General features: G+C 43.3%; 16 protein-coding genes and 1 tRNA gene. 5 read left to right on the top strand and 12 right to left on the bottom strand.

Annotation, left to right across the window (positions count from 1 at the left end):
* Positions 1 to 46: 46 nt before the first annotated feature.
* The 7 genes from rseP to rimO form a co-directional block, all read right to left on the bottom strand.
* Positions 47 to 1,423, bottom strand: a complete 1,377-nt coding sequence (gene rseP / locus H4W00_RS10715; protein WP_209958082.1) for an RIP metalloprotease RseP — start codon at positions 1,421 to 1,423, stop codon at positions 47 to 49.
* 119 nt (positions 1,424 to 1,542) lie between these two features.
* Positions 1,543 to 2,745 (bottom strand): 1-deoxy-D-xylulose-5-phosphate reductoisomerase, encoded by a 1,203-nt coding sequence (gene dxr, locus H4W00_RS10720; RefSeq protein ID WP_209958084.1) that lies wholly within the window; start codon positions 2,743 to 2,745, stop codon positions 1,543 to 1,545.
* A 237-nt stretch (positions 2,746 to 2,982) separates the two neighbouring features.
* Positions 2,983 to 3,792 carry a phosphatidate cytidylyltransferase gene (locus tag H4W00_RS10725; protein WP_209958086.1) on the bottom strand — a complete coding sequence of 270 codons (810 nt, stop codon included), beginning with the start codon at positions 3,790 to 3,792 and terminating at the stop codon, positions 2,983 to 2,985.
* Between the two features lie 182 nt (positions 3,793 to 3,974).
* Entirely contained in the window at positions 3,975 to 4,730 is a 756-nt protein-coding gene (uppS, locus tag H4W00_RS10730; protein WP_209958088.1) for a polyprenyl diphosphate synthase, read from the bottom strand.
* 295 nt (positions 4,731 to 5,025) lie between these two features.
* Positions 5,026 to 5,580, bottom strand: a complete 555-nt coding sequence (gene frr, locus H4W00_RS10735) for a ribosome recycling factor (protein ID WP_209958090.1) — start codon at positions 5,578 to 5,580, stop codon at positions 5,026 to 5,028.
* A 124-nt stretch (positions 5,581 to 5,704) separates the two neighbouring features.
* Positions 5,705 to 6,430: a UMP kinase gene (pyrH, locus tag H4W00_RS10740; protein ID WP_209958093.1), complete on the bottom strand. Its 726-nt coding sequence runs from the start codon at positions 6,428 to 6,430 to the stop codon at positions 5,705 to 5,707.
* Between the two features lie 168 nt (positions 6,431 to 6,598).
* Positions 6,599 to 8,236: a 30S ribosomal protein S12 methylthiotransferase RimO gene (gene rimO, locus H4W00_RS10745; RefSeq protein ID WP_327192919.1), complete on the bottom strand. Its 1,638-nt coding sequence runs from the start codon at positions 8,234 to 8,236 to the stop codon at positions 6,599 to 6,601.
* 139 nt (positions 8,237 to 8,375) lie between these two features.
* On the opposite strand from rimO, the gene H4W00_RS10750 reads away from it, so the two are divergent.
* From H4W00_RS10750 to H4W00_RS10765, 4 genes are all read left to right on the top strand, one after another.
* On the top strand, positions 8,376 to 9,800 hold the full coding sequence (locus tag H4W00_RS10750) for a two-component system sensor histidine kinase NtrB (protein ID WP_209958095.1): 1,425 nt from the start codon (positions 8,376 to 8,378) through the stop codon (positions 9,798 to 9,800).
* Positions 9,801 to 9,853: 53 nt separating this feature from the next.
* Entirely contained in the window at positions 9,854 to 11,683 is a 1,830-nt protein-coding gene (locus H4W00_RS10755) for a sigma 54-interacting transcriptional regulator (RefSeq protein WP_209958098.1), read from the top strand.
* 197 nt (positions 11,684 to 11,880) lie between these two features.
* Positions 11,881 to 11,965 (top strand) — tRNA-Leu (locus H4W00_RS10760).
* Between the two features lie 444 nt (positions 11,966 to 12,409).
* On the top strand, positions 12,410 to 12,937 hold the full coding sequence (locus H4W00_RS10765) for a hypothetical protein (protein ID WP_209958100.1): 528 nt from the start codon (positions 12,410 to 12,412) through the stop codon (positions 12,935 to 12,937).
* A gap of 6 nt (positions 12,938 to 12,943) precedes the next feature.
* On the opposite strand, the gene H4W00_RS10770 is transcribed toward H4W00_RS10765, so the two are convergent.
* The gene (locus tag H4W00_RS10770) at positions 12,944 to 14,026 is read right to left on the bottom strand and encodes a serine/threonine-protein kinase (RefSeq protein ID WP_209958102.1); all 1,083 of its coding nucleotides are present in this window, start codon (positions 14,024 to 14,026) and stop codon (positions 12,944 to 12,946) included.
* Between the two features lie 119 nt (positions 14,027 to 14,145).
* Between H4W00_RS10770 and H4W00_RS10775 the strand changes: the two genes are divergently transcribed.
* Positions 14,146 to 15,117 (top strand): ATP-binding protein, encoded by a 972-nt coding sequence (locus H4W00_RS10775; protein ID WP_209958105.1) that lies wholly within the window; start codon positions 14,146 to 14,148, stop codon positions 15,115 to 15,117.
* 190 nt (positions 15,118 to 15,307) lie between these two features.
* On the opposite strand, the gene H4W00_RS10780 is transcribed toward H4W00_RS10775, so the two are convergent.
* The 4 genes from H4W00_RS10780 to gyrA all read right to left on the bottom strand — a co-directional run bounded on the left by H4W00_RS10780 (position 15,308) and on the right by gyrA (position 20,761).
* Positions 15,308 to 15,556 carry a hypothetical protein gene (locus H4W00_RS10780; protein ID WP_209958107.1) on the bottom strand — a complete coding sequence of 83 codons (249 nt, stop codon included), beginning with the start codon at positions 15,554 to 15,556 and terminating at the stop codon, positions 15,308 to 15,310.
* A 104-nt stretch (positions 15,557 to 15,660) separates the two neighbouring features.
* Entirely contained in the window at positions 15,661 to 16,329 is a 669-nt protein-coding gene (locus H4W00_RS10785; RefSeq protein WP_209958109.1) for a glutathione S-transferase, read from the bottom strand.
* Between the two features lie 277 nt (positions 16,330 to 16,606).
* The gene (gene rarD, locus H4W00_RS10790) at positions 16,607 to 17,677 is read right to left on the bottom strand and encodes an EamA family transporter RarD (RefSeq protein ID WP_209958112.1); all 1,071 of its coding nucleotides are present in this window, start codon (positions 17,675 to 17,677) and stop codon (positions 16,607 to 16,609) included.
* Between the two features lie 261 nt (positions 17,678 to 17,938).
* On the bottom strand, positions 17,939 to 20,761 hold the full coding sequence (gene gyrA, locus H4W00_RS10795; RefSeq protein ID WP_334684954.1) for a DNA gyrase subunit A: 2,823 nt from the start codon (positions 20,759 to 20,761) through the stop codon (positions 17,939 to 17,941).
* Positions 20,762 to 21,424: the final 663 nt, after the last annotated feature.

Below are 21,424 nucleotides of genomic sequence, written 5' to 3' on the forward strand. Positions count from 1 at the left end.
GCCATTAGTGTATCGCGCCTTTCCCTATGAGTCATGTCGCACTCAATTAAAACAGCCTACTAATATCATTACCAATCGCTAACACCATGAAACCTACCAGCAAGAGTAAACCAATATTCAACCCAGCAATTTGTACCCCTTCAGAAAGTGGCTTACCACGAATGAGCTCAATCACGTAATATACAATATGACCACCATCTAACACTGGAATGGGCAGCAGATTCAACACCGCAAGACTCAAGCTAATTAAGCCGGCGGTAGATAGCACCATCTCCCAACTGATATCAAAACTTTGTTTGGCGACTTTCGCAATGGTAATGGGACCAGACAAATTGTCAAGACCAATCGTACCTGAGAGCATTTTTCCCATTGAGCTTAAAGTCATCACAGCAAGCTGTTCAGTCTTCTCAAACGATTTAACCAGTGATTCACCAGGGCCATAAACTACCGTCGTTTTATAGGCATCAGGGATGATGATTTCGGATTGTGCAACCATAGCACCAATTTGTCCATAATCGTTACCCAAATTGTCTTTTTTACCTTGCGGCATTATTTGTAATTGTACTGACTTATCATTACGCAGTACGGTGAAGTTCAGTAAGGTCTCAGGGTTGTCGCGAATGAGTCGAGTGGCGCTAATCCAATCGGTTACTGCAATACCATTAATAGCAGAGATTTGATCGCCAACTTGTAGACCTTGAAGACTGGCGGCACCATCAGCCGTCAGTTCACCAATCACTGGTGCAATCTGCGGCTGCCATGGTAACATTCCAAAGCTACTTAAAGCATCCTTACCTTGCGCATCACCTTGCATAAAGCGATTGACTGGTGCTTGGTAAGTCTTTAAATTCTCAGCAGAACCTGTAGGCGATTGCAAAGTAATGCTGACGTTGTCGGTCTCACCCATACGTCCTGCTAGACGGTAATTGATCCCTTCCCATGTCTGTACTTCGTGACCATCAATAGCGACAATCTTATCACCAGCCGGAAGTTGGGCTATTGCCGCTGGCGTATCGGGCAATATACTGCCAATCTTGGTCGCTAGCTGCTCAGACGGGGTCATAAACAATACCCAGAACAGCGCAATAGCGATAATAAAGTTCATGATAGGACCAGCAGCAACAATAGCGATTTTCTTCAGTGGATGCTGGCGATTAAAAGCCAAATGCTGTTCGTGCTCTGCTACTTCACCTTCGCGTTCATCCAGCATCTTGACGTAACCGCCGAGCGGTAGCATCGAAATACGATAGTCAATACCGCTACGCTTACTGGTCCAGCCAGTAAGCTTGGGGCCAAAACCGATCGAATAGGTCAAGACTTTAACGCCGCACAGGCGTGCCACGATATAATGACCCCACTCATGCAAAGCAATCAGAGGACCTAGGACAAAAATTGCCGCCAATAGCGTTAATAAAAACGTCATCACTACCCCTCATTACTGTTTTAATCAACATTTTTGATATTTGATATTTGATAGACGTATTTTACAGGAGATTATGCTATAAAAGCTTGTTTTATCTAGACCTACTGAGGCAATATTTTTTAGACAATATTTGCAATGATAGCATTGGTATAACGCCGTGCTGACGCATCAATCGCTAATATGTCTTCAATGTCTGCATCAGCACCTAACAGAGGTGCCTGTGATTGACTCAGCGCTTGCTCATTAATATCTGCAATGTCAGTCAGGCGTACTTGACCGGCTAAAAATGCCGCGACTGCCATTTCATTAGCAGCATTGAGCACAATAGTTGCCTGCGCCCCCGCTTGCATCGCTTGACGTGCCAATTTCAGACAGGCAAATTTTTGTAGATCTGGCTTAATAAAGGTTAAATTACTCAGCGCATATAGGTCTAACGGCTGCGAGCCACTATTAATACGTGCAGGATAGCTTAACGCATGCGCGATTGGGGTCTTCATATCTGGACTGCCAAGCTGAGCTAAAAAACTGCCATCGCTATATTCTACCATTGAGTGAATAATACTTTGTGGGTGAATAACCACATTTATCTTATCTTCTGGCAAATCAAATAAGTGACAAGCTTCTATCAGCTCTAAACCTTTATTCATCATGGTCGCAGAATCAACAGATATCTTTTGTCCCATTGACCAGTTGGGGTGCTTGATCGCTTCGGCTACCCCCGCTTGCTGCATTTGCTCAAAAGATTGATTCAAAAATGGGCCACCAGAAGCGGTTAACCACAACTTGCGCACACCGTGGCTAGGGTTGTGAATCTGGGTGTTATCCTGTTGAATAGCAGATGGCAAACACTGAAAAATAGCATTGTGCTCAGAGTCGATCGGCAGCAAGGTCGCATGATGGGTCTTTACAGCTTTAATCAGCACTTGTCCTGCCATAACCAACGCTTCTTTATTGGCCAGCAAGATACGCTTGCCAGCCCGCGCTGCCGCTAATGTCGATGACAAGCCAGCCGCGCCGACAATAGCTGCGACTAGGGTATCCGTCTGCGAGTCAGTAGCAATATCTATCAGACCCGCCGCACCGCCCACCACATCAATACGCAAACCTGCATCACTAAGTCGCTTAGCAAAATCGTCAACTGCTATCATGGGGACGCAAACACGCTGAGGCTCAAACTGCTGACAGAGTGCAAATAGCTTATCTAAACGCTGATAACCGGATAAGGCGTAAACCTCATGGTCTTGAAGCTGCGTTGCCAGAATTGCCAAGGTACTATCGCCAATAGAGCCTGTTGCGCCTAATACGGCAATGCGTTGCGTCATAACTATTCGTGCCCATGGTTTTATGAAAGATTTTTATAAAAGATGTTTATGAAAGAATTTTATGAAAGAGCTTTATAAAAAATATCGTTAGAAATTAAAGAAAATAAAAAGCCAAATGATTATAGACGTCGCTCTGCTCTAGTAGAGCAGAGTTAGCTTACCCACGGATTAATTTATTCTATGGCTTACGCTATAGGCAAAGACTATGACGATTCATTCTAAACCACCAATAAACTTCTAAACCACCAATAAACCTAGCTGTTGTAGACCCCAAAAACCAAGTGCAAATATCGGAGTGGCAGACAATAATGAATCAATACGATCAAGGATGCCACCGTGTCCGGGTAAAATAGTTCCCGAGTCTTTGACCCCTGCACGGCGCTTTAACATCGACTCAAATAAATCACCAAGTACTGATGCTAAAATAGTGAACGCGGATAAAGCGACAAAAGCGATCATAGCCGTGCCGGTCAGTTGTAGCTTAAAGACACTGATAACCACAACCACTATCAAGCCAGTTACTAGTCCACCTGCCAGCCCTTCCATACTTTTATTAGGCGAGACGTTCGGTGCCATTTTGCGACGACCGAGCTTGCGTCCAACGAAGTAGGCGCCGCTATCAGCACACCAGACCAGTAAGAATACATAAAGTAGCCACCACGCCGACTGTTGCCATAAATAAAACATCGCAGTAATAGAAGCAGTAAGAATAACCACCCCCATCAATGCCAGCTGTTTACCATACCAATTAGTATGGGTTGGGAACTTGCCCACCCAAGACAAGGCCATCAGCCATATTATTAATGACGCTGCCCACCAAAACACCCAAGTCATTTCAAACAGTAGTGATATTAGGGTTACTACCAGTACTAATAAGACAAAAACTATAGGCTGCCGCCATTTTGGCATCAATTTTGTCCATTCATGCGCAGCAATGATGACACCAACTATTAATAATGGCGCAAATAAGACGGGTGTCTGGCTCGCAAATAATGCAATACCAACGATAATAATTAAGATGACTGCCGTTTTAATCCGTTGCCACATATTTATCGAGCCTTATAATAATGAGAGACATCTGGTCAAAGATATATTATAACAGTTAATCAACAATAGCTCATCGATAGCCTTTTTTCACTATTTAAGGTGAACGAACCTTTCATTAACAAGCGTGGCTAGATGTTTAGCATACGCTGTTCAAGACTGGTTTAGATTAACGGTTATTTTAATCACTGTGAAGTTTGCGTCTCTATCTGCTCACTCGTCTTGCCAAAACGGCGCTGACGTTGAGCAAACTCTACTACCATTGCTTCAAGTTCAGGTGCTGCAAAGTTTGGCCAGAGTGTCTGGGTAAAAAACAGCTCAGCATATGCTGATTGCCACAATAAAAAATTGGAAATGCGGTACTCTCCACCAGTACGTATTAACATATCCACCGCTGGCTCATCTGCCAGTTGTACGTGCTGGCTGAGCATAGTTTTATTGATATCCTCGGCACGTAACTGACCGTCTTGCACCTGCTGCGCCAGTTGTTGTGCTGCATTAGCGATGTCCCACTGTCCACCATAACTAATGGCAATCACTAATGTCATAGCATCAAAATGGGCGGTTTTGACCTCTGCATCTGCCAGTAAGTGTTGCAAGTCAGCCGTAAGCTGGCTACGATCACCAATGAAGCGCATCCGAATACGGTATTTATGCATGCGCGGCATTTGTTCGTTAACCGTCAGGGCTAACAAATGCATGAGTAAGGCTACTTCAGTTGCTGGACGTTGCCAATTTTCACTCGAAAACGCAAATACAGTTAATACCTCAACCCCAGTCTCAAGACAATACTCAACGATAGGATCTAAAGCATCTTTGCCAGCAACATGTCCTTCACCCTTATTTAAATCATTGGCTTTACCATAACGGTTATTACCGTCCATAATGATCGCAATATGACGAGGAATAAAGACAGGAAGTAAAGGGGCGAAAATTGACATGGACTATACTGCTTATTATTAATATAAAAATAATCATATCGCGCTCTATGCCAATTAAAAAGTACAGCGCATAGAATTCACAAACTTATCATAAACAAGCTGAGATACTGGATATAACTTGCAAGCATTAGGGCTGATTGTATTCAAGCAGTTAATACAGCACCAGTTGATATATAATAATAGCCAGTAGTATTACACTACTAGCTATTATTAAAAAACCTTTTAGCCAATAGTCTAGCTGCTTAAACTATAAGCAAGAAGCTATAGACCTTGAACTTTAAACAAGAAACTTTGCTTATACTGCCATCAAGTCCGTTTCTTTCTTACTCAGACGACTGTCTATAGTTTCGATAAACTTATCAGTAATTTTTTGAATGTCATCACTAGCGCGATGTTCTTCATCTTCTGATATTTCTTTCTCTTTAGCCAAGTCTTTAATATCACCCAGCATATCGCGGCGAATATTACGAATAGATACCCGGCTATTTTCGGCCTCACCGCGCGCAAGTTTTTGCATATCACGGCGGGTCTCTTCAGTCAAAGCAGGCAGCGGTACTCGAATGACGTCAGCAGTCATTGGGTTCAGGCCTAAACCAGCTTCACGAATGGCCTTGTCTATCGCTTGTACCATAGTGCGATCGAACGGCTGTACCAATAGCGTACGCGAATCTTCAACGTTGACGCTAGCAACTTGGTTCAAAGGTGTGTCTGAACCATAATAGCTCACCATTACGCCTGACAACATGCCTGCGTGCGCACGACCAGTACGGACTTTACTAAAAGTACTCTCAAGCGCTTCTAGGGTCTTTTGCATACGCGCTTCGCCATCTTGCTTAATCTCTTTAATCATTACGTGTCCTTATTTATCGCTGCCGATAATATTAGCTATTGTTAGAGCTTGTTAGATGTTATTAAATATTAGTAGGGGTTACTTTCTGATTACAAACTGGGTTATTACAGGCTATAAAATGACCTCAATGATAAACGCGCGTGCCTTCATTTTCGCCCATAATGACATTTAACAAGGCATTGGGCTTAGTCATATCAAACACTTGTAACGGCACATTGTGTTCACGGCATAGTGCAATCGCAGTCAAATCCATCACGCCAAGCTTTTGCTCTAAGACTTCATCAAAGGTCAAACCGTCATATTTGACCGCATCAGCATGCAGGCTAGGATCTTTGTCATAGACGCCATCAACTTTGGTGGCTTTAAGAATCAGACCGGCCTCAATCTCGATGCCGCGCAAACAGGCTGCAGTATCAGTCGTAAAGAATGGATTGCCAGTACCGGCAACGAAAATACAAACTTCGCCGTTTTTGAGATAGCGAATCGCATTACGGCTGCTATAGCTTTCGGTTACCTCACCAATCGGTAAAGCTGACATCAAGCGGGTTTTAATATTGCGGCGCTCAAGGGCATCACGCATCGCTAAACCATTCATTACTGTGGCTAGCATACCCATTTGGTCACCAGTAACTCGGCCGACCAAGCCTTCTTTTTGTAGCTGCGCACCGCGATATAAGTTACCACCGCCCACGACGATGCCAACTTGCACCCCCAGACCACGTAAATGCGCAATGGATAAGCTCATTTTATCAAGCACTTCACTATCAATACCCATGTCTTTGCCGCCAGCTAAAGCTTCGCCAGAGAGTTTTAGCAGAATACGAGAGTAACGGGGGTTTTTGTCAGACATGAGGTCACCTTATTATCATTGAATTATAATTATCGTTAATATAAAAATAAAAATCGTTAACACACAAATAAAATTAGCCTTTGAACCAACACAGGCCAAATTGCGCCAATTGTAGCAAAAACTACTCATGGTTGGGTAATTTTAACCTTCAATTGCGTGTGCACTTTTTTAACCATTATAACTGGCGAACAAATCATATTCACTAGCATCGTCAACAGTAACTGTTAAGAACTGGCCAACTTTTACAGCAGTAGTAATATCATCAACATAAACATGACCGTCAATTTCTGGCGCATCGGCATAACTACGGCAGATCGCAACGTTCTCTTCAAAGTCAATCTCATCGACTAATACGGTTAAGGTTCTGCCAATTTTCTCTTGCAATTTCTGCGCAGAGATAGTTTGTTGCAAGGTCATAAAGCGCTCATAACGTTGTTGCTTAATAGCTTCAGGTACGGGATTGGGCAAATCGTTGGCCACTGCACCTTCTACTTCTGAATAAGTGAAAGCGCCCACGCGATCGAGACGTGCCTCGACTAACCAATCAAGCAAACACTGAAAGTCTGCTTCAGTTTCCCCTGGGAAGCCGACCACGAAGGTTGAGCGAATGACGATATCAGGACAAATAGCACGCCATGCATGAATACGTGCCAGAGTATTTTCACTATGCGCTGGACGTTTCATGGCCTTTAGGATGCTATGACTGGCATGTTGGAAGGGAATATCCAGATAAGGTAACAGCTTCTTTTCACTCATTAACTGAACCACTTTATCCACGTGCGGATAAGGATAGACATAGTGCAGACGCACCCAAATGCCTAAATCATTCAGCGCTTGGCATAAGTCATAAAATTTAGACTTTAGCGGCATACCGTTCCAAAAGCTGGTTTTGTACTTTAAATCCAAACCATACGCAGAAGTGTCTTGCGAAATGATTAACAGCTCTTTGACCCCAGCGTTTTTGAGCGCCATCGCCTCATTCATCACGCTATCAATCGGGCGCGATACCAAATCGCCACGTAAGCTTGGGATAATGCAAAAAGTGCAACGATGATTACAGCCTTCTGAAATCTTTAAATAGGCATAGTGACTGGGCGTTAGCTTAATCCCCGCCTCGTTAATCAAATCTATTTTAGGATTATAATCTTTATCGGTGCTGCGGTCAGGCTTCGGTACGTGTAGCGCTACCGCCCTAATCACTTCATCATAGGCGTGCGCGCCAGTCACTGCCAATACCGCAGGGTGCATCTTGCGGATTTTGTCCGCTTCTTTGCCGAGGCAACCAGTGACAATCACTTTTCCGTTTTTGCTAATGGCTTCACCGATAGCATCCAACGACTCTTGTACCGCTGATTCGATAAAGCCGCAGGTATTAACTACCACTAAATCTGCGCCTTCATAATCACTAGCAACCTGATAACCATCACGGCTCAGCTCAGTGATAATACGTTCACTATCGACCAACGCTTTAGGACAGCCTAACGATACAAACCCAATCTTTGGCGCAGTCGTTGCTGGACTAGAGGCGGTCGCGCTGATGTTTGCCTGTATGGTTGCATCGCCACTTTGAGCGATACTGCGGTTTTGATTGTGATTGGCTTTATGATGATATGGCTGAGCGCTGTCTACCACGCGCTCATTTTGTGTTTGAGATTGCGCAGGATTAAATACGCTGGCGCTGTTCTTGATACCGTGCGTATTAGAAGCATGCGACTCTGTATTTAGAGCATCAACTGGATGAGTAGATAAAGTAGTGGGCTTAATCGTCACCGTAGAATCATTAGATGGGATAGAAATCTTGGGCATAGCTGACCTTGCTTGAGATAAATTGGCTGAGCGCATTGTACGTTTTTTTTATGATAATCACCAGTTTTGCCGCGCTATAGTGTTGATTTGTGGTTAAATATTATACCTAACATGATCAGTAACCAGGTTTTCTATGTTTATGGCTTACCCAATATCATCATCTCGCCCTGCTCCCGACTCAGCCTTTATGTTGCAGCAGTTATTTACCGCTATTTTATGGGTAGATGAAGGGCTCTTTATTACCTGGCTTAACCCTCAAGCTGAGCAACTATTAGCCATCAGTAGTGGACGGTTGCTGAATAAATCTATCTTGAACGTGCTTGCACCTGATGAATTAAAAGAAAACAGTAATTATAATCTACATAATGATGATCTACATAATGATGGTTTAAATACTGATATAACATCTGATACTGATGAAACATGCCCTTTAACTGAGCGCTTTATTCAAGCTCAGCAGTATCAGCAGCCCTTTATTGACCATGATCATACTATAAGGTTACCGATGAATGGCGGTGCTTCGATAACAGTGGATTATAGTGTGACACCAGTCATATATGAGCAGCAGACTTATTTTATTATTGAAATGTGGGGTAAAGATCGTCAGAGTCGTATTTCAGAAGAGCAGCGCCAGCAGCAACAATATAATGTTGCGCGTCATATGCTTCGCTCGGTCGCCCATGAAATAAAAAACCCACTTGCTGGTATTCGTGGGGCGGCCCAGCTATTACAAAGACAATTTACCAAGTTCAGCGATATGACTGCACCCGACCATGTACCTAATGATAAAAACCAGGACACAGCACCCGCTATCACGGATCCAAACATCCGAACGACAGCAAAAAAACTACGTGCTTACACTGATATCATCATTTCAGAGACTGACCGATTAACCCAGCTCATTGGTCAACTCTTAGGCTCTAACCAGCTACCAAACTGGCAAGCGCTCAACATTCACGAGCCTATTGAACATGTCTTGACCTTGGTACTCAGTCATTATTCACAAATACAAAGTTCTTTAATAACAGATTCTCCGATAAAAAACCCTTTAATAACAGTACAACGAGATTATGATCTGTCGTTGCCAGAGCTGCGCGCTGATAAAGACCAACTGATTCAAGTATTTTTAAACCTGATCAATAACGCTTGTGAAGCCATGATAGAGCATCAACAAACCATTACCACTAGTGATAACCCCGCCAAAGCAATTAATACTCAGACGCATATTAACTATCCGCAGCACGGTGACCAGCAGGGTGGCAACTATCAACCGAAGCTACATATTCAAACGCGGGTCATTTTTCAACATACCATCGGTAGCCGGCAACATAAGCAAGTCGTACAAATAACTATCACTGATAATGGCTGCGGTATTGACCCTGCACTTATTGGGCAGATATTCTTCCCTATGGTGACCAGCCGTGCGTCAGGAACAGGTTTGGGTCTGGCTATCGTGCAAGATATTATCAACCAGCATCATGGTATGATTGACGTTAGCTCAGTCCGCGGCCAAACACGTTTTACGGTATATTTACCGTTCAACTCGCCAGCTTATAACGCTTAAGTGCGAATGCTGAATGACCACCCTGGCTTAATGACTTTTTAAGGCTTATATATATGACTGAAAACTGTAATAAAGATGAAAATAATAGTCAATTATCTAAGATAGATGTTGCTAGTGGGTCTCGTAAAGACCTTGCGACATTATGGCTAATCGATGACGATGCAGCACTGCGTCTGGTATTAACCGATACCTTTATTGATGCTGGGCTTGAGGTCATTAGCTTCACCCAAGCACAAGCGGCGTGGACGCGTCTTAACGATATCTTGCAGCAGCACGAACCTATTCCACCGCTACCGGATGTGATCTTGACCGATATTCGTATGCCGCTAATGGATGGTTTATCGTTTAGTGACTGGGTGCACCTACATTTTCCTGCTCTGCCTATCGTTATCATGACTGCTCACTCAGACCTGACTTCAGCGATTAGCAGCTATCAAGCGGGCGCTTTTGAATACTTACCCAAACCTTTTGACTTAGATGACGCCGTTGCGACCATTTATAAAGCTCTTAATTATCAACCTGCTAATAATACGACCGCTGAATCAAATGAAACGGCTACTAAGGCAACCCCTGATCCTAAAACAAAAGCGGAGCCACAAAAAAAAAGTACAGTTAACGCTAGCGTCAAGTCTGTCAGCATTCCCAATGGTACAACTAATGCAAACGCTAGCAATAACCCTAGCGGTATCATTGGTCAATCACAAGCCATGCAAACTGTCTTTCGCGCGATCGGGCGCTTGGCGCACTCACCGATTACCGTGCTAATTACCGGAGAATCAGGTACAGGTAAAGAGCTGGTTGCCAATGCGTTGCATCAACATTCACCTCGACAGCAGCAGCCTTTCATTGCGCTTAATATGGCCGCCATTCCTCATGACTTAATTGAATCCGAACTGTTCGGTCATGAAAAGGGAGCCTTCACTGGGGCCAGCGCCCAAAGACAAGGTCGCTTTGAGCAAGCAGATGGCGGTACGCTATTTTTAGATGAAATTGGCGACATGCCCTTTAGTACTCAAACACGCTTGCTACGGGTATTGGCCAACTCGGAGTTTTATCGTGTTGGCGGTCAGCAACCGGTCAATGTCAATGTCCGTATCATCGCAGCGACCCATCAAAACTTAGAACATCTCGTACAGCAAGGCAAGTTCCGGGAAGATTTATTTTATCGTCTCAACGTCATTCGTCTGCCACTACCGCCACTACGCGCACGGCGTGAAGATATACCCGCACTCACCACCCATTTCATGCAAAGTGCCGGCAAGCAAATGAATACCACACCGAAATGCATTCGACCTGATGCACTGCGCATCATGCAGAACTTTGACTGGCGCGGTAACGTTCGCCAACTCGAAAACGTCTGTCTATGGTTGACGGTCATGGCGACCGGAGACACAGTACTGGTTGATGATTTGCCACCAGAATTACTGGCTAATGTCGATACTGCTTTGCATACGAATTTGCACACGAGTACACAGCAGCATCAACCTCTCACTCAACAAGCTGGTGAGCAGAATAATAGTCATATCAACTCCCAAGCCGGTTCGCAAGCCAGTTCGCAAACGGTAATAGCAGAGGGCGCTATACAGTCACAGCATAGTGTTCCACTATCAGATCAGCCGACCAACCCAAGCTGGCAGCAAGCATTGGCGGAGTGGGCAGAGCAGTCTCTACAAGCAGGTGCAATAGACATTTTACAAGCGGCAACGCCTGAGTTTGAACGCGTATTGCTAACCGCTGCTCTCAATCATAGTGGCGGTAAAAAGATAGCTGCTGCCGACCTTCTGGGCTGGGGACGCAACACCTTAACTCGTAAGCTGCAACAGCTGAATCTATCTACAGCAATGGTTCAGATAAAGGAGCAATCAAATCTTAAAAAAGACTAATATAAAAACACAGTAATATCAGCTATTTATTAAAATAAGTACAAAAAAAATTGCGCATAATAGAAATAATTGCGGAAGGGGGTTGCCAAACCCATCAAAATCTATATAATAGCCAACCACTGAGACGCATTACCGAATCAGTTAACTGTCTAAACGGTGTTTGAATTTAAGCGCTAGTGATGATAGAGTAACGAAATGGGGCTGTGGCGGAATTGGTAGACGCACTAGATTTAGGTTCTAGCGCCGTAAGGTGTGAGAGTTCGAGTCTCTCCAGCCCCACCATTATTCGATAATGACTTATTTTAATTAAACGATATCCATTTAATTGAACGACTGTCTCAAGCATATACTAGACCTGCCTTCGGGCAGGTTTTTTTATATCTAAAATTTGACTGTCTTCCCACACTGAGATAGCTCGTGGGATTTACTAATAATTACTTATTACTGTCTAAACCTAACCTACATTGCCCTTCAGCCACTTTTTACTCATATCCCAGCTGTTTTCGCGTGGGATGGAATATAGAAATATCTTTTGACTAAAAATTTAGTTCGTTTTAATCTATCTTCTCAATGAATTGTAGACCCTGTCTCATCACCCTATAAAGATCATAAACATTAGCTTGTTTATGTTTAACGACACTTTTTCAGATGTTCCAGAACCTAGTTCATACTCGAACGCTATTCAAACGGGTTAAACAAGTTGACTGTTAAATTATTGAGGAAACAATGAATAAAGGATTATGGATGTCAGTAGGTCTGTTGGTACTGTTAGCAGGAGGGCTTATAGGGCTTCGAAGCTTTTTTAAACCTGCTACCTCAACAGATACTAACGCCGCGACTCTTAGTAGCGATTCAGATCCTAAGCTTACGATAAGTTTGGAAAGTTTTGAGGGCTTTCATCATGATGCGGAGATATTGCTAGAAAAGTTAACCGTTTTAAAAGCAGGTCTGGAAAGTGCAGTTGCTACTAAAGATATTGGCTTATTAGACAGTACGGTGAACAATACCTATAGAATTATGGATAATGTGAGTGTTAGTCGCATACCAACTATTGCGCCTTTTGAGGTTTGTGACGAGGCGCTAGCTACCTTGGGTCGTTACGCTGTTGCCTCTAAAACTTATTATTCTGCTGCGGACTCAATGAATATTGGCCAAATAGATGAGATGAGAAATACATTTAATACACAGTTTGGCCAGTGTCAAAGCATCGTTAATGACAAACCTGTTGCGGCACTCTATCAAGACTACCAATGATATGCGTTATCTAATATTTTTTAAATCCCTCCACATTTCCTCCATACTTTTATAGCGCTTCTCAACCCGCTTCGCCAATGCCTTATTAATAACCTGCTGATAATGACCATATTCTGCCGGCAATACTGGAATTGGTTTCTGGCAATGCTGAATCGCCCACTCTTTTAATGGATCATTGCTTTGCGTTGCTAACTTAAACGGACGCGCGCCCATTAGGATTTCATACACCATTATCCCAAATGCGTAAATATCACTTTGCTGGCTAGCAGCATATGCTTGCCAACGTTCAGGAGCGAGATAAGCGGGCGTGCCAGCAGTATTTGTGGCGCACTTTTGGTCAACACAGTCATTAAAATCTTGTCCCAATCTCTCAGCCAAGGCAAAATCAGTCAGTAAGCAGCGTGGCGTTATACTGCTATAATCAGCATTATCTACTAAAAAATCATCTAGCAAGATGTTACTTGGCTTGATATCGTTATGTAGCCAGCCACTACTATGTAAATCAGCTATAAGATGCGCGACTCGAACAATGAGTTGGTGTTTTTGAGTGTCTGTTAATGGCTGATGTAAATAATGCGCCAGACTGCCCATTGAATAATAAGGCATAACTAGCATAGTGAATTGCTGGTTTTGCTCTGATATGTTCGTTCGCAAAGTGTCATAAGCCAATACTGGCGGCACTATAGTTAATATGGGCGTAGTGTTATTTTGCGCTTTAGTTGATTGTGACTGTTTTAAATCATGTAAAACAGCGACGTCATGGCTAAGGTTAAACCTACTATGATTAGATACATTATAATTAAGTGCATTATTATTAGACACATTATGATTAGCTGCATCAGGATTAGTATCAGGGCTTAGCGCCCACTTTATCATCACGCTACCAAACTGTGGATGTTGGGCGCCCGTTAAACCTTGGTAACCAGTAATGTTATCATTGCGCTGTTGACTGATACGCTGGTGAGAAATTGCCTTATACTCCAATGTTGATAACATCGCAGTCAATACCGGCAACAACTGGCTAGCTTGTGCACGCAACGCTTGAGTTATGGCTGCTGTTTTAGGCCGATTGCTAGCATTATTTGTCATGATACAGTCAAATCCTCCTACTTATAAAAAGCCGCTGCCACACTATTACAAGTGGTTTGTTAAAAATAGTTTATACATATTAAACCTCACATTCATTTTTTATTAACGATAGAGTAATTATGTCCCCCTCACCTAAACCATCAGCTCCTTACGCTCTGCCTGAACCATTGCTAGATTTACTCAGTCAGTATTTACAGCAGCAAGTAACGCCAACTATAGAGATTGATCCGACGCAACTGGCCTATCGCTGGGTTGGTGGTCGTAATGGTCACCTAGAGCCGTTAGCGGTCAATTTGTTTTTAAGCTTAGACGACTTGCTCGGTATTGCTACTCAAAAGTCAAAACTGGTACAGAATACGCGGCAGTTTTTAAAGGGTTACCCTGCCAATCACGTATTAATGACCGGTACCCGCGGCGCAGGTAAATCCTCGCTGATTCGCGCCCTACTTCAAACTTATCATAGTGAAGGGTTGCGTATTATTGAAATTGCTCGCGATGACTTATTGGTATTAGATAAAATTCGCGCAGCCATTAATAAGTTGCCTGCTGATTGTAATTGTCACTATGTGGTGTACTGCGATGACTTGGCATTTAGCGGTCAAGATGAGAGCTATCGTACGCTAAAAAGCGTGCTTGATGGCTCGTTAGATTCTGAGCAGGACAAGCTGTTGGTATATGCTACCAGTAACCGTCGGCATCTATTACCGCAGTTGATGAAAGATAACGTTAATATTTATAATGGGCAGACCGACGAAGTTAATCCTTACGAAACCATTGATGAAACTGTATCGCTATCAGATCGCTTCGGCTTATGGTTGTCCTTTTATCCAATGAATCAGCAGACCTATTTGCAAATCGTTCAGCATTATTTAGCCATCCAAAAAGAGCACATTAATAGTACTAATGATGCCACTGATATAGCACTGAAGCTTGATGCTAGTATGAATGATGCAGAGTTAGCGGCAGGTATTAGGGCCGATGCGCTACGATGGGCATCAGAGCGTGGTGGGCGTTCAGGACGTGTGGCATATCAATTCAGCCGTTTTTGGACAGGGCAAGCACAACTGAAAGCTGAAGATAATAAGCGCTAATTTATAAGATGAGAAGAACTATGCTGCCAACTGTGCTGTTTAGACCCCGATGAATAAAGATTAAAGCACTCGACAGCCAATGCAGTAACGTTGCGCTGTTTATTGGGCACACCAGCTGATGTGCCTGAGAAGGTCAGCTGTAGCATGAATTATTATTCATAGCGCATCTATTATTTATAAAGCAGACGATTTACGGTAATTTACACAAGATAGTTTTGCCACCTTCAACGATTTGCCCACCGCTCGCAAAACATTGGTTGGCCATAGTCGACTCATGTGACTTCCAGCCACCATAAAAACTGGCCAAACATAACAAAGCGACCAATAGTTTTTGTGACCATGCTTTAATCGATACTTGCTGTGAATCTATCGGTCGTTCTGTACGGCTTTCGACATTGGTACGAGCCGTTTTAGTATCCAATTTATTGGGGTCTGTCATTACATTACCTTGTTTATGCGCGGTTTATGCGCGGGCATTTATGCGCAAGCGTTTAACTTGTAAATCAGCTTGGACACAGGGTTTTTGTACAGGCAATTTTATAGTTAAAACTGGATGCGACCGCCCTTCTCTTCAGTGCGTTTAAAAGCAGGACGTTCCTGGCAACGTTTGAGCCAGTTTAATAAATTAGCGTACTGACCATTATCTAGTCCTGCACGAGATTGGGCAGCAACCGCCACAAAATACATCTGAATATCAGCCGCACTAAACGCCTCGCCTGCGAACCAATGATTGTCTTGCAGCTGTCGTTCCATCATGATTAATATATTGTTAATACTGCTTTCGATCAGGCTACTTTCGACTTGTTTTTGGATGTTCTTACTAACAGGTTTGACTAGCATCGGTGACTTTTCGACCACTTTGTTGAATACCAAACGCATGACTAATGGTGGCATGGCGGACGCTTCGGCAAAATGTAGCCAGAAAGTGTAGGCCTCCCACGCCGCTTCATTATCATCAGCTGGCTTAAACATTTTTTCTTTGTCGTAATGTTTGAGTAGATATTCAATGATAAATCCCGACTCAAGAAGCACACGATCGTCTACTTCTAGTATGGGCGCATGACCTAACGGATGAATTTTCTTTAGACTGTCGGGCGCCAAATAAGCTTTGTTGCGTTTATAACTGGTTAGCTTATAGTCAACATTCAATTCTTCTAATAACCACAGAATGCGGAATGAACGCGAATTTTCTAAATGATGAAGATGTAACATAAACCATCCTTATAATAAGTTATTGTTTTATAAACCGAAGCAATATAACGTTACTATTGATACGTGTTATTACTGATAATAGCGTACTTAACTCGCCTTTAACACAGCAGGCGCGTGCTACGGTTACGAAAAACAATGTCTACAGGGTCAATTTCAATCTGTTGAATACTTAATTAAACTTTCTCCAAGTTTCGCTCAACCCTTACTTAGGTATCACTTGTCTCAAACACTATTGTTATATCGCTTAGCACTAGTCATCGTATAATTTAAGAACTATTTACTTTGAATGTAGTTGGTTGATTTTACGAGCCATTTTATCGATTTTTTGTTGATAACGTCTAATTTTTCGAAAGCGATGCGCAACCAGTACGCCTTTGATACGGCGATTCTTTATGCGGCGGCGCGGTGGAAAGCTGTTAATTTGTGGTTCGTTGTAACCCTGCAAACGGTTGTCACGGCGGCGCGCTAAGTAGCCAAGCGTGCTGTCCATAATCATGATAAATAGCGCGACAAAAATCATCGCGTACATGAATAACGAACCAGCCTCTTCGATACTTTGATTCAAAAACGTTAAAGAAAAAACAAGTAAAAAGATAGGTTCAAGATAAGATAAGGTACCAAATAGCGAGACTGGCAGCTTACGACTGGCAATCATGGTCAATGACATCGCCGCCGTACTGATAATACCCAATAACGGTAACAGATACCATAACTTACTGGTCGATACCGCCAAATCAAAACCGCCACTGGTATAAAGCGCCACTAAAACTAAGGGTAATAGTAACGTTAAATCCGACAGTAAGCCGGTAATAGGTGGAACTGCTAACTTGCGCCGCAATAGATAATAAGGCGGATAACCCAAGCACACAAACAGGGTTGCCCACGATAGTGACCCAAATTGCCACACTTCATAAGCGATACCAACCGCTGCACATAGAGTGGCCAGCCACTGCAATTTACTGACATACTCATGATAAAAGAAGCGACCAACCAGTATCATTACTAATGGGTATAAGAAATAACCCAAGGTCACATCGAGGCCTAAACCATTCACTGGTCCCCACATAAACAGCCAAATTTGCCCCCCTAAAATCGGGGTGGGTAATATAAATAGCAGCCATTCTTTGGAAGTTTTTAAAGTCTTTAGATAATCAAAAACATGCTGCCACTGCTTTATTAGACTCACCAATAACACCAGACTAAACAACATCATTACCACACGCCATGACGCCACTTGGGTACCCGATAATGGGTGCAAAAAGAGCCCAAACAAGAACAGTAATGAGAATAAAAAGTTGGCAGTCGACGCCGCAGCGGTTCCTTGCACAGTCTGGTTGGTAGTTAGCATTACAACAGCCTTGAAAAAATAGTTTTTAAAAAACAGCCTTTATAAGTAGGGTAAATCAATAATGGTTTATCAGAAAAAAACAAAAGCCTCAGACGCGAACGTCGGAGGCTTCCTTTCTTTATGTCATTAGCCAATTGAACCAGGCTAAGACAACCGGTATTACTTTATGATACTAATATTACATGTCAATATTATGTCAAATGCAGACCGAATAAGCAATAATTCTACTGATTCAGTCTGCCAAACAACTCATTTCAATACTTATTCAGCGTCGTTGTCCAAATCAGTATCGTCGTCTAAACTAATATCACCGTCCGAAGCCTCTTCATCTAAAACCTCTTCATCTAAAGCCTCTTTATCTGAAGTATAGTCATTGGCGATATCAACAGAATCGGTAATATCAGTTGTGACCGTACGATCAGTCGCAGCATCTACGTCCATTTGCTCCTGACCTTCTACCGCAAAGACCCCATCTTCTCTGAGCGCATCGACTAACTCATTGTCGTCTTCTTCATGCTCAACACACGCCATAGCGACCAGTTTCTCGTCTTTTGATAGGCGAATTAAGGTGACACCCTGAGTATTACGACCAGAAGTGGCGACATGCTCAACTGGCGTACGCACCAGAGTACCTTTATCAGATATTAGGATAATATCGTCTTCAGGATCAACCTTAGTCGCGCGTACCAAAGCGCCATTACGCGCACTGGTTTTGATAGCGATGACACCGCCGCCGCCACGCCCTTGCTTATTAAACTCTTCGATGGAGGTACGTTTGCCAAAGCCATTTTCACAAGCAATCAAGATTTCTTGGACATCATCTTCGATGACCACTAACGACTTAATAAACTCATCATTAGTTAGACGCATACCGCGAACACCCTTAGCAGTACGTCCCATAGAGCGGGCATCATTTTCATCGAAGCGAATGGCCTTACCACTTGAAGCAAATAACATGACGTCTTGCGAGCCATCAGTAATACGGGCACTGACTAGCTTGTCGCCATCTTCTAGACCAACTGCTATCAGACCGTTAGACCGAATACTGGCAAACTGCTCAAGCTCTACCCGCTTGACGGTACCATTGGCAGTAGCAAAGAACACGAAATGACCGGTCACTTCATCAGTGGTTTGCGGTATCGGTAAAATAGTGGTTACCGTCTCATCATTATTAAGTCCAATGAGATTCACTAATGGACGACCACGTGCACCGCGACTGGCAATCGGTACTTCAAAACCGCGCAAACTAAATACGCGGCCAGTGTCAGTGAAACACAGTACCGTCGCGTGGGTTGAGGTAACGACTAGATGATCAATGACATCATCTTCTTTCATCGCAGTGGCGGACTTGCCTTTACCCCCACGTTTTTGTGCCACATAATCGTGAATTGGTTGGGTCTTTGCATAGCCAGTGCGAGAAACCGTCATCACCACCGTTTGCTCAGGAATAAGATCTTCACGGCTAAAATCAGTACGCGAATCAATAATGTCAGTACGGCGCTCATCACCGAAATTTTCACGAATTTCAATCATCTCATTAGAGATAATGGTCATAAGCTTATCAAAATCGCCTAGGATAGATTCTAAATTAGCAATTTCGCGTAATAAGTCTTGATACTCTTCCGTCAGCTTATCTTGCTCGAGACCGGTCAAACGATGCAATTGCATCTCTAAAATTGCATTGACCTGATCTAATGACAAGCGATAGCTTTCGGCACCTTCAGCACTATCACTAATTAAACCAAACGGTGCTTTTGGATCTTCACCTTCGATGAAATCAGGACGTACTGATTGGCTACCTGCAGCAGTGAGCATCGCTTGGACGCTACCTGATCCCCAAGTGTTATTAAGTAAGTTCTCACGTGCCATACCACGGCTAGCAGACACTTTGATTTCTGCAATAATCTCGTCGATATTGGCCAGCGCGACCGTCAAACCTTCGAGCAGGTGACCACGGACCCGAGCTTTATTCAGCTCATAGATAGTACGGCGAGTCACGACTTCTTGACGATGGCGTACAAAAGCAGCAATTAGTTGACGCAAGGTCAATAGCTTCGGCTGGCCGTTGTCTAGCGCCACCATGTTGATACTGAAGCTTGATTCGAGTGGCGTTTGCAAAAATAAGTTATTAACGATAACTTCAGCCGTTTCACCACGACGCAGATCAATAGCAATACGCATACCGTCTTTATCAGACTCGTCGCGAATCTCGCTAATACCTTCGATTTTCTTATCACGAACCAATTCAGCAATACGCTCAATCAGCTTGGCTTTATTGGCCTGATAAGGCACTTCAGTGAATACGATACGTTCACGATCGCGGTTGACACCAGTATCAGCCATCGCCTCGATAATGTAGCGCCCACGTATATGCAGACGACCTTTACCGGTGCGATAGGCATCTAAAATACCCGCACGACCGTAGATGATTCCGCCTGTAGGAAAGTCAGGACCTGAGATATGGGTCATCAGCTCTTCAGCAGAAATTTGCGGATTGTTGGCATAGGCCAAACAGGCATTAATCACTTCGGTGAGGTTATGTGGTGCCATATTGGTCGCCATACCGACTGCGATACCAGTTGCGCCGTTGACTAATAGGTTTGGGACCCGTGCCGGCATAACGCTAGGCATACGCTCAGAACCATCGTAGTTGTCTTCCCAGTCGACAGTATCTTTATCCAGATCCGCAAGCATTTGATGGGTCAGCTTAGTCATGCGTACTTCGGTATAACGCATGGCAGCAGGTGGATCATCATCAATCGAGCCAAAGTTACCTTGACCATCAATCATGGGGTAGCGCAAGCTAAAGTCCTGCGCCATACGCACAATCGCATCATATACAGCACTATCGCCATGGGGGTGATATTTACCAATGACATCACCGACCACACGTGCCGATTTCTTATAGGCTTTGTTGTAGTCATTAGATAGCACGTGCATCGCATACATCACGCGACGGTGTACTGGCTTGAACCCATCACGCACATCCGGCAGCGCACGCGAGACAATCACGCTCATCGCATAATCCAAATAGGATTGTTTTAATTCATCGACGATGCCAATAGGACTGACCGATTCGCTCATATACACTCCCTCACTCACATCCATTCTCTAGCATTTGCATCATTGATAGTTTACTGATAGTCATATTCAGCTATACGTAAAATGAGCCGCAGAGATGTGCCGCTGTTATTTAGATATATAACGTAAATATAAACTATAGATAAAGAACTACAAACCGTACAAAAATCTAGGAAAATGGCGATAGTTTTAATGGTAAATAAAAGAAGCTATTTTAGCACAAATTTGCCTATTTAGGGGCATTTGAGTGCTATTAACCCATGGAGGAACAGGTCATTTATAGCGAGTAATTCGTATTATTTATTAGGCTCTATAAATGGGGCATTTATAACGCTACTCCTAAAATAATATTAATGGCAGACTTTTTTAGATTGACTGGTCTTACCATTTTTGCAGACAAACTTGCCATCTTTTGAGCAGTGTGCTACCCCGCCTATTTTTCCAGAGCAAGGCGTATTTTGGGCCTGTGCTTGAGTTATCGGTGCTATAGTAAAAGCAAGCGCTATAGTCAATGAAAGGCAATATCGATACATAGCCTACTGCTGGCATAAGTTTTTATTTCGTTATTTATTTAGCTATAGATTATTGAATTTGGCTGTCTTAGGATGTTTTAGCTACATTGATAAAGTGTTGGTCAAAATATTCACGGGTTGCTTGCGTACAAGC

It is taken from the genome of Psychrobacter sp. PL19 (assembly GCF_017875835.1).
Taxonomy (GTDB): Bacteria; Pseudomonadota; Gammaproteobacteria; order Pseudomonadales; family Moraxellaceae; genus Psychrobacter.

What these genes read in the sequence shown, in the direction of transcription:
- H4W00_RS10765 (WP_209958100.1), top strand. Translation starts at nt 12,410, where the DNA reads ATGAATAAAGGATTATGGATGTCAGTAGGTCTGTTGGTACTGTTAGCA.
- H4W00_RS10755 (WP_209958098.1), top strand. Translation starts at nt 9,854, where the DNA reads ATGACTGAAAACTGTAATAAAGATGAAAATAATAGTCAATTATCTAAG.
- uppS (WP_209958088.1), bottom strand. Translation starts at nt 4,730, where the DNA reads ATGTCAATTTTCGCCCCTTTACTTCCTGTCTTTATTCCTCGTCATATT.
- H4W00_RS10750 (WP_209958095.1), top strand. Translation starts at nt 8,376, where the DNA reads ATGGCTTACCCAATATCATCATCTCGCCCTGCTCCCGACTCAGCCTTT.
- H4W00_RS10785 (WP_209958109.1), bottom strand. Translation starts at nt 16,329, where the DNA reads ATGTTACATCTTCATCATTTAGAAAATTCGCGTTCATTCCGCATTCTG.
- rseP (WP_209958082.1), bottom strand. Translation starts at nt 1,423, where the DNA reads ATGACGTTTTTATTAACGCTATTGGCGGCAATTTTTGTCCTAGGTCCT.
- pyrH (WP_209958093.1), bottom strand. Translation starts at nt 6,430, where the DNA reads ATGTCTGACAAAAACCCCCGTTACTCTCGTATTCTGCTAAAACTCTCT.
- dxr (WP_209958084.1), bottom strand. Translation starts at nt 2,745, where the DNA reads ATGACGCAACGCATTGCCGTATTAGGCGCAACAGGCTCTATTGGCGAT.
- rarD (WP_209958112.1), bottom strand. Translation starts at nt 17,677, where the DNA reads ATGCTAACTACCAACCAGACTGTGCAAGGAACCGCTGCGGCGTCGACT.
- H4W00_RS10770 (WP_209958102.1), bottom strand. Translation starts at nt 14,026, where the DNA reads ATGACAAATAATGCTAGCAATCGGCCTAAAACAGCAGCCATAACTCAA.
- H4W00_RS10725 (WP_209958086.1), bottom strand. Translation starts at nt 3,792, where the DNA reads ATGTGGCAACGGATTAAAACGGCAGTCATCTTAATTATTATCGTTGGT.
- rimO (WP_327192919.1), bottom strand. Translation starts at nt 8,236, where the DNA reads ATGCCCAAGATTTCTATCCCATCTAATGATTCTACGGTGACGATTAAG.
- frr (WP_209958090.1), bottom strand. Translation starts at nt 5,580, where the DNA reads ATGATTAAAGAGATTAAGCAAGATGGCGAAGCGCGTATGCAAAAGACC.
- H4W00_RS10780 (WP_209958107.1), bottom strand. Translation starts at nt 15,556, where the DNA reads ATGACAGACCCCAATAAATTGGATACTAAAACGGCTCGTACCAATGTC.
- gyrA (WP_334684954.1), bottom strand. Translation starts at nt 20,761, where the DNA reads ATGAGCGAATCGGTCAGTCCTATTGGCATCGTCGATGAATTAAAACAA.
- H4W00_RS10775 (WP_209958105.1), top strand. Translation starts at nt 14,146, where the DNA reads ATGTCCCCCTCACCTAAACCATCAGCTCCTTACGCTCTGCCTGAACCA.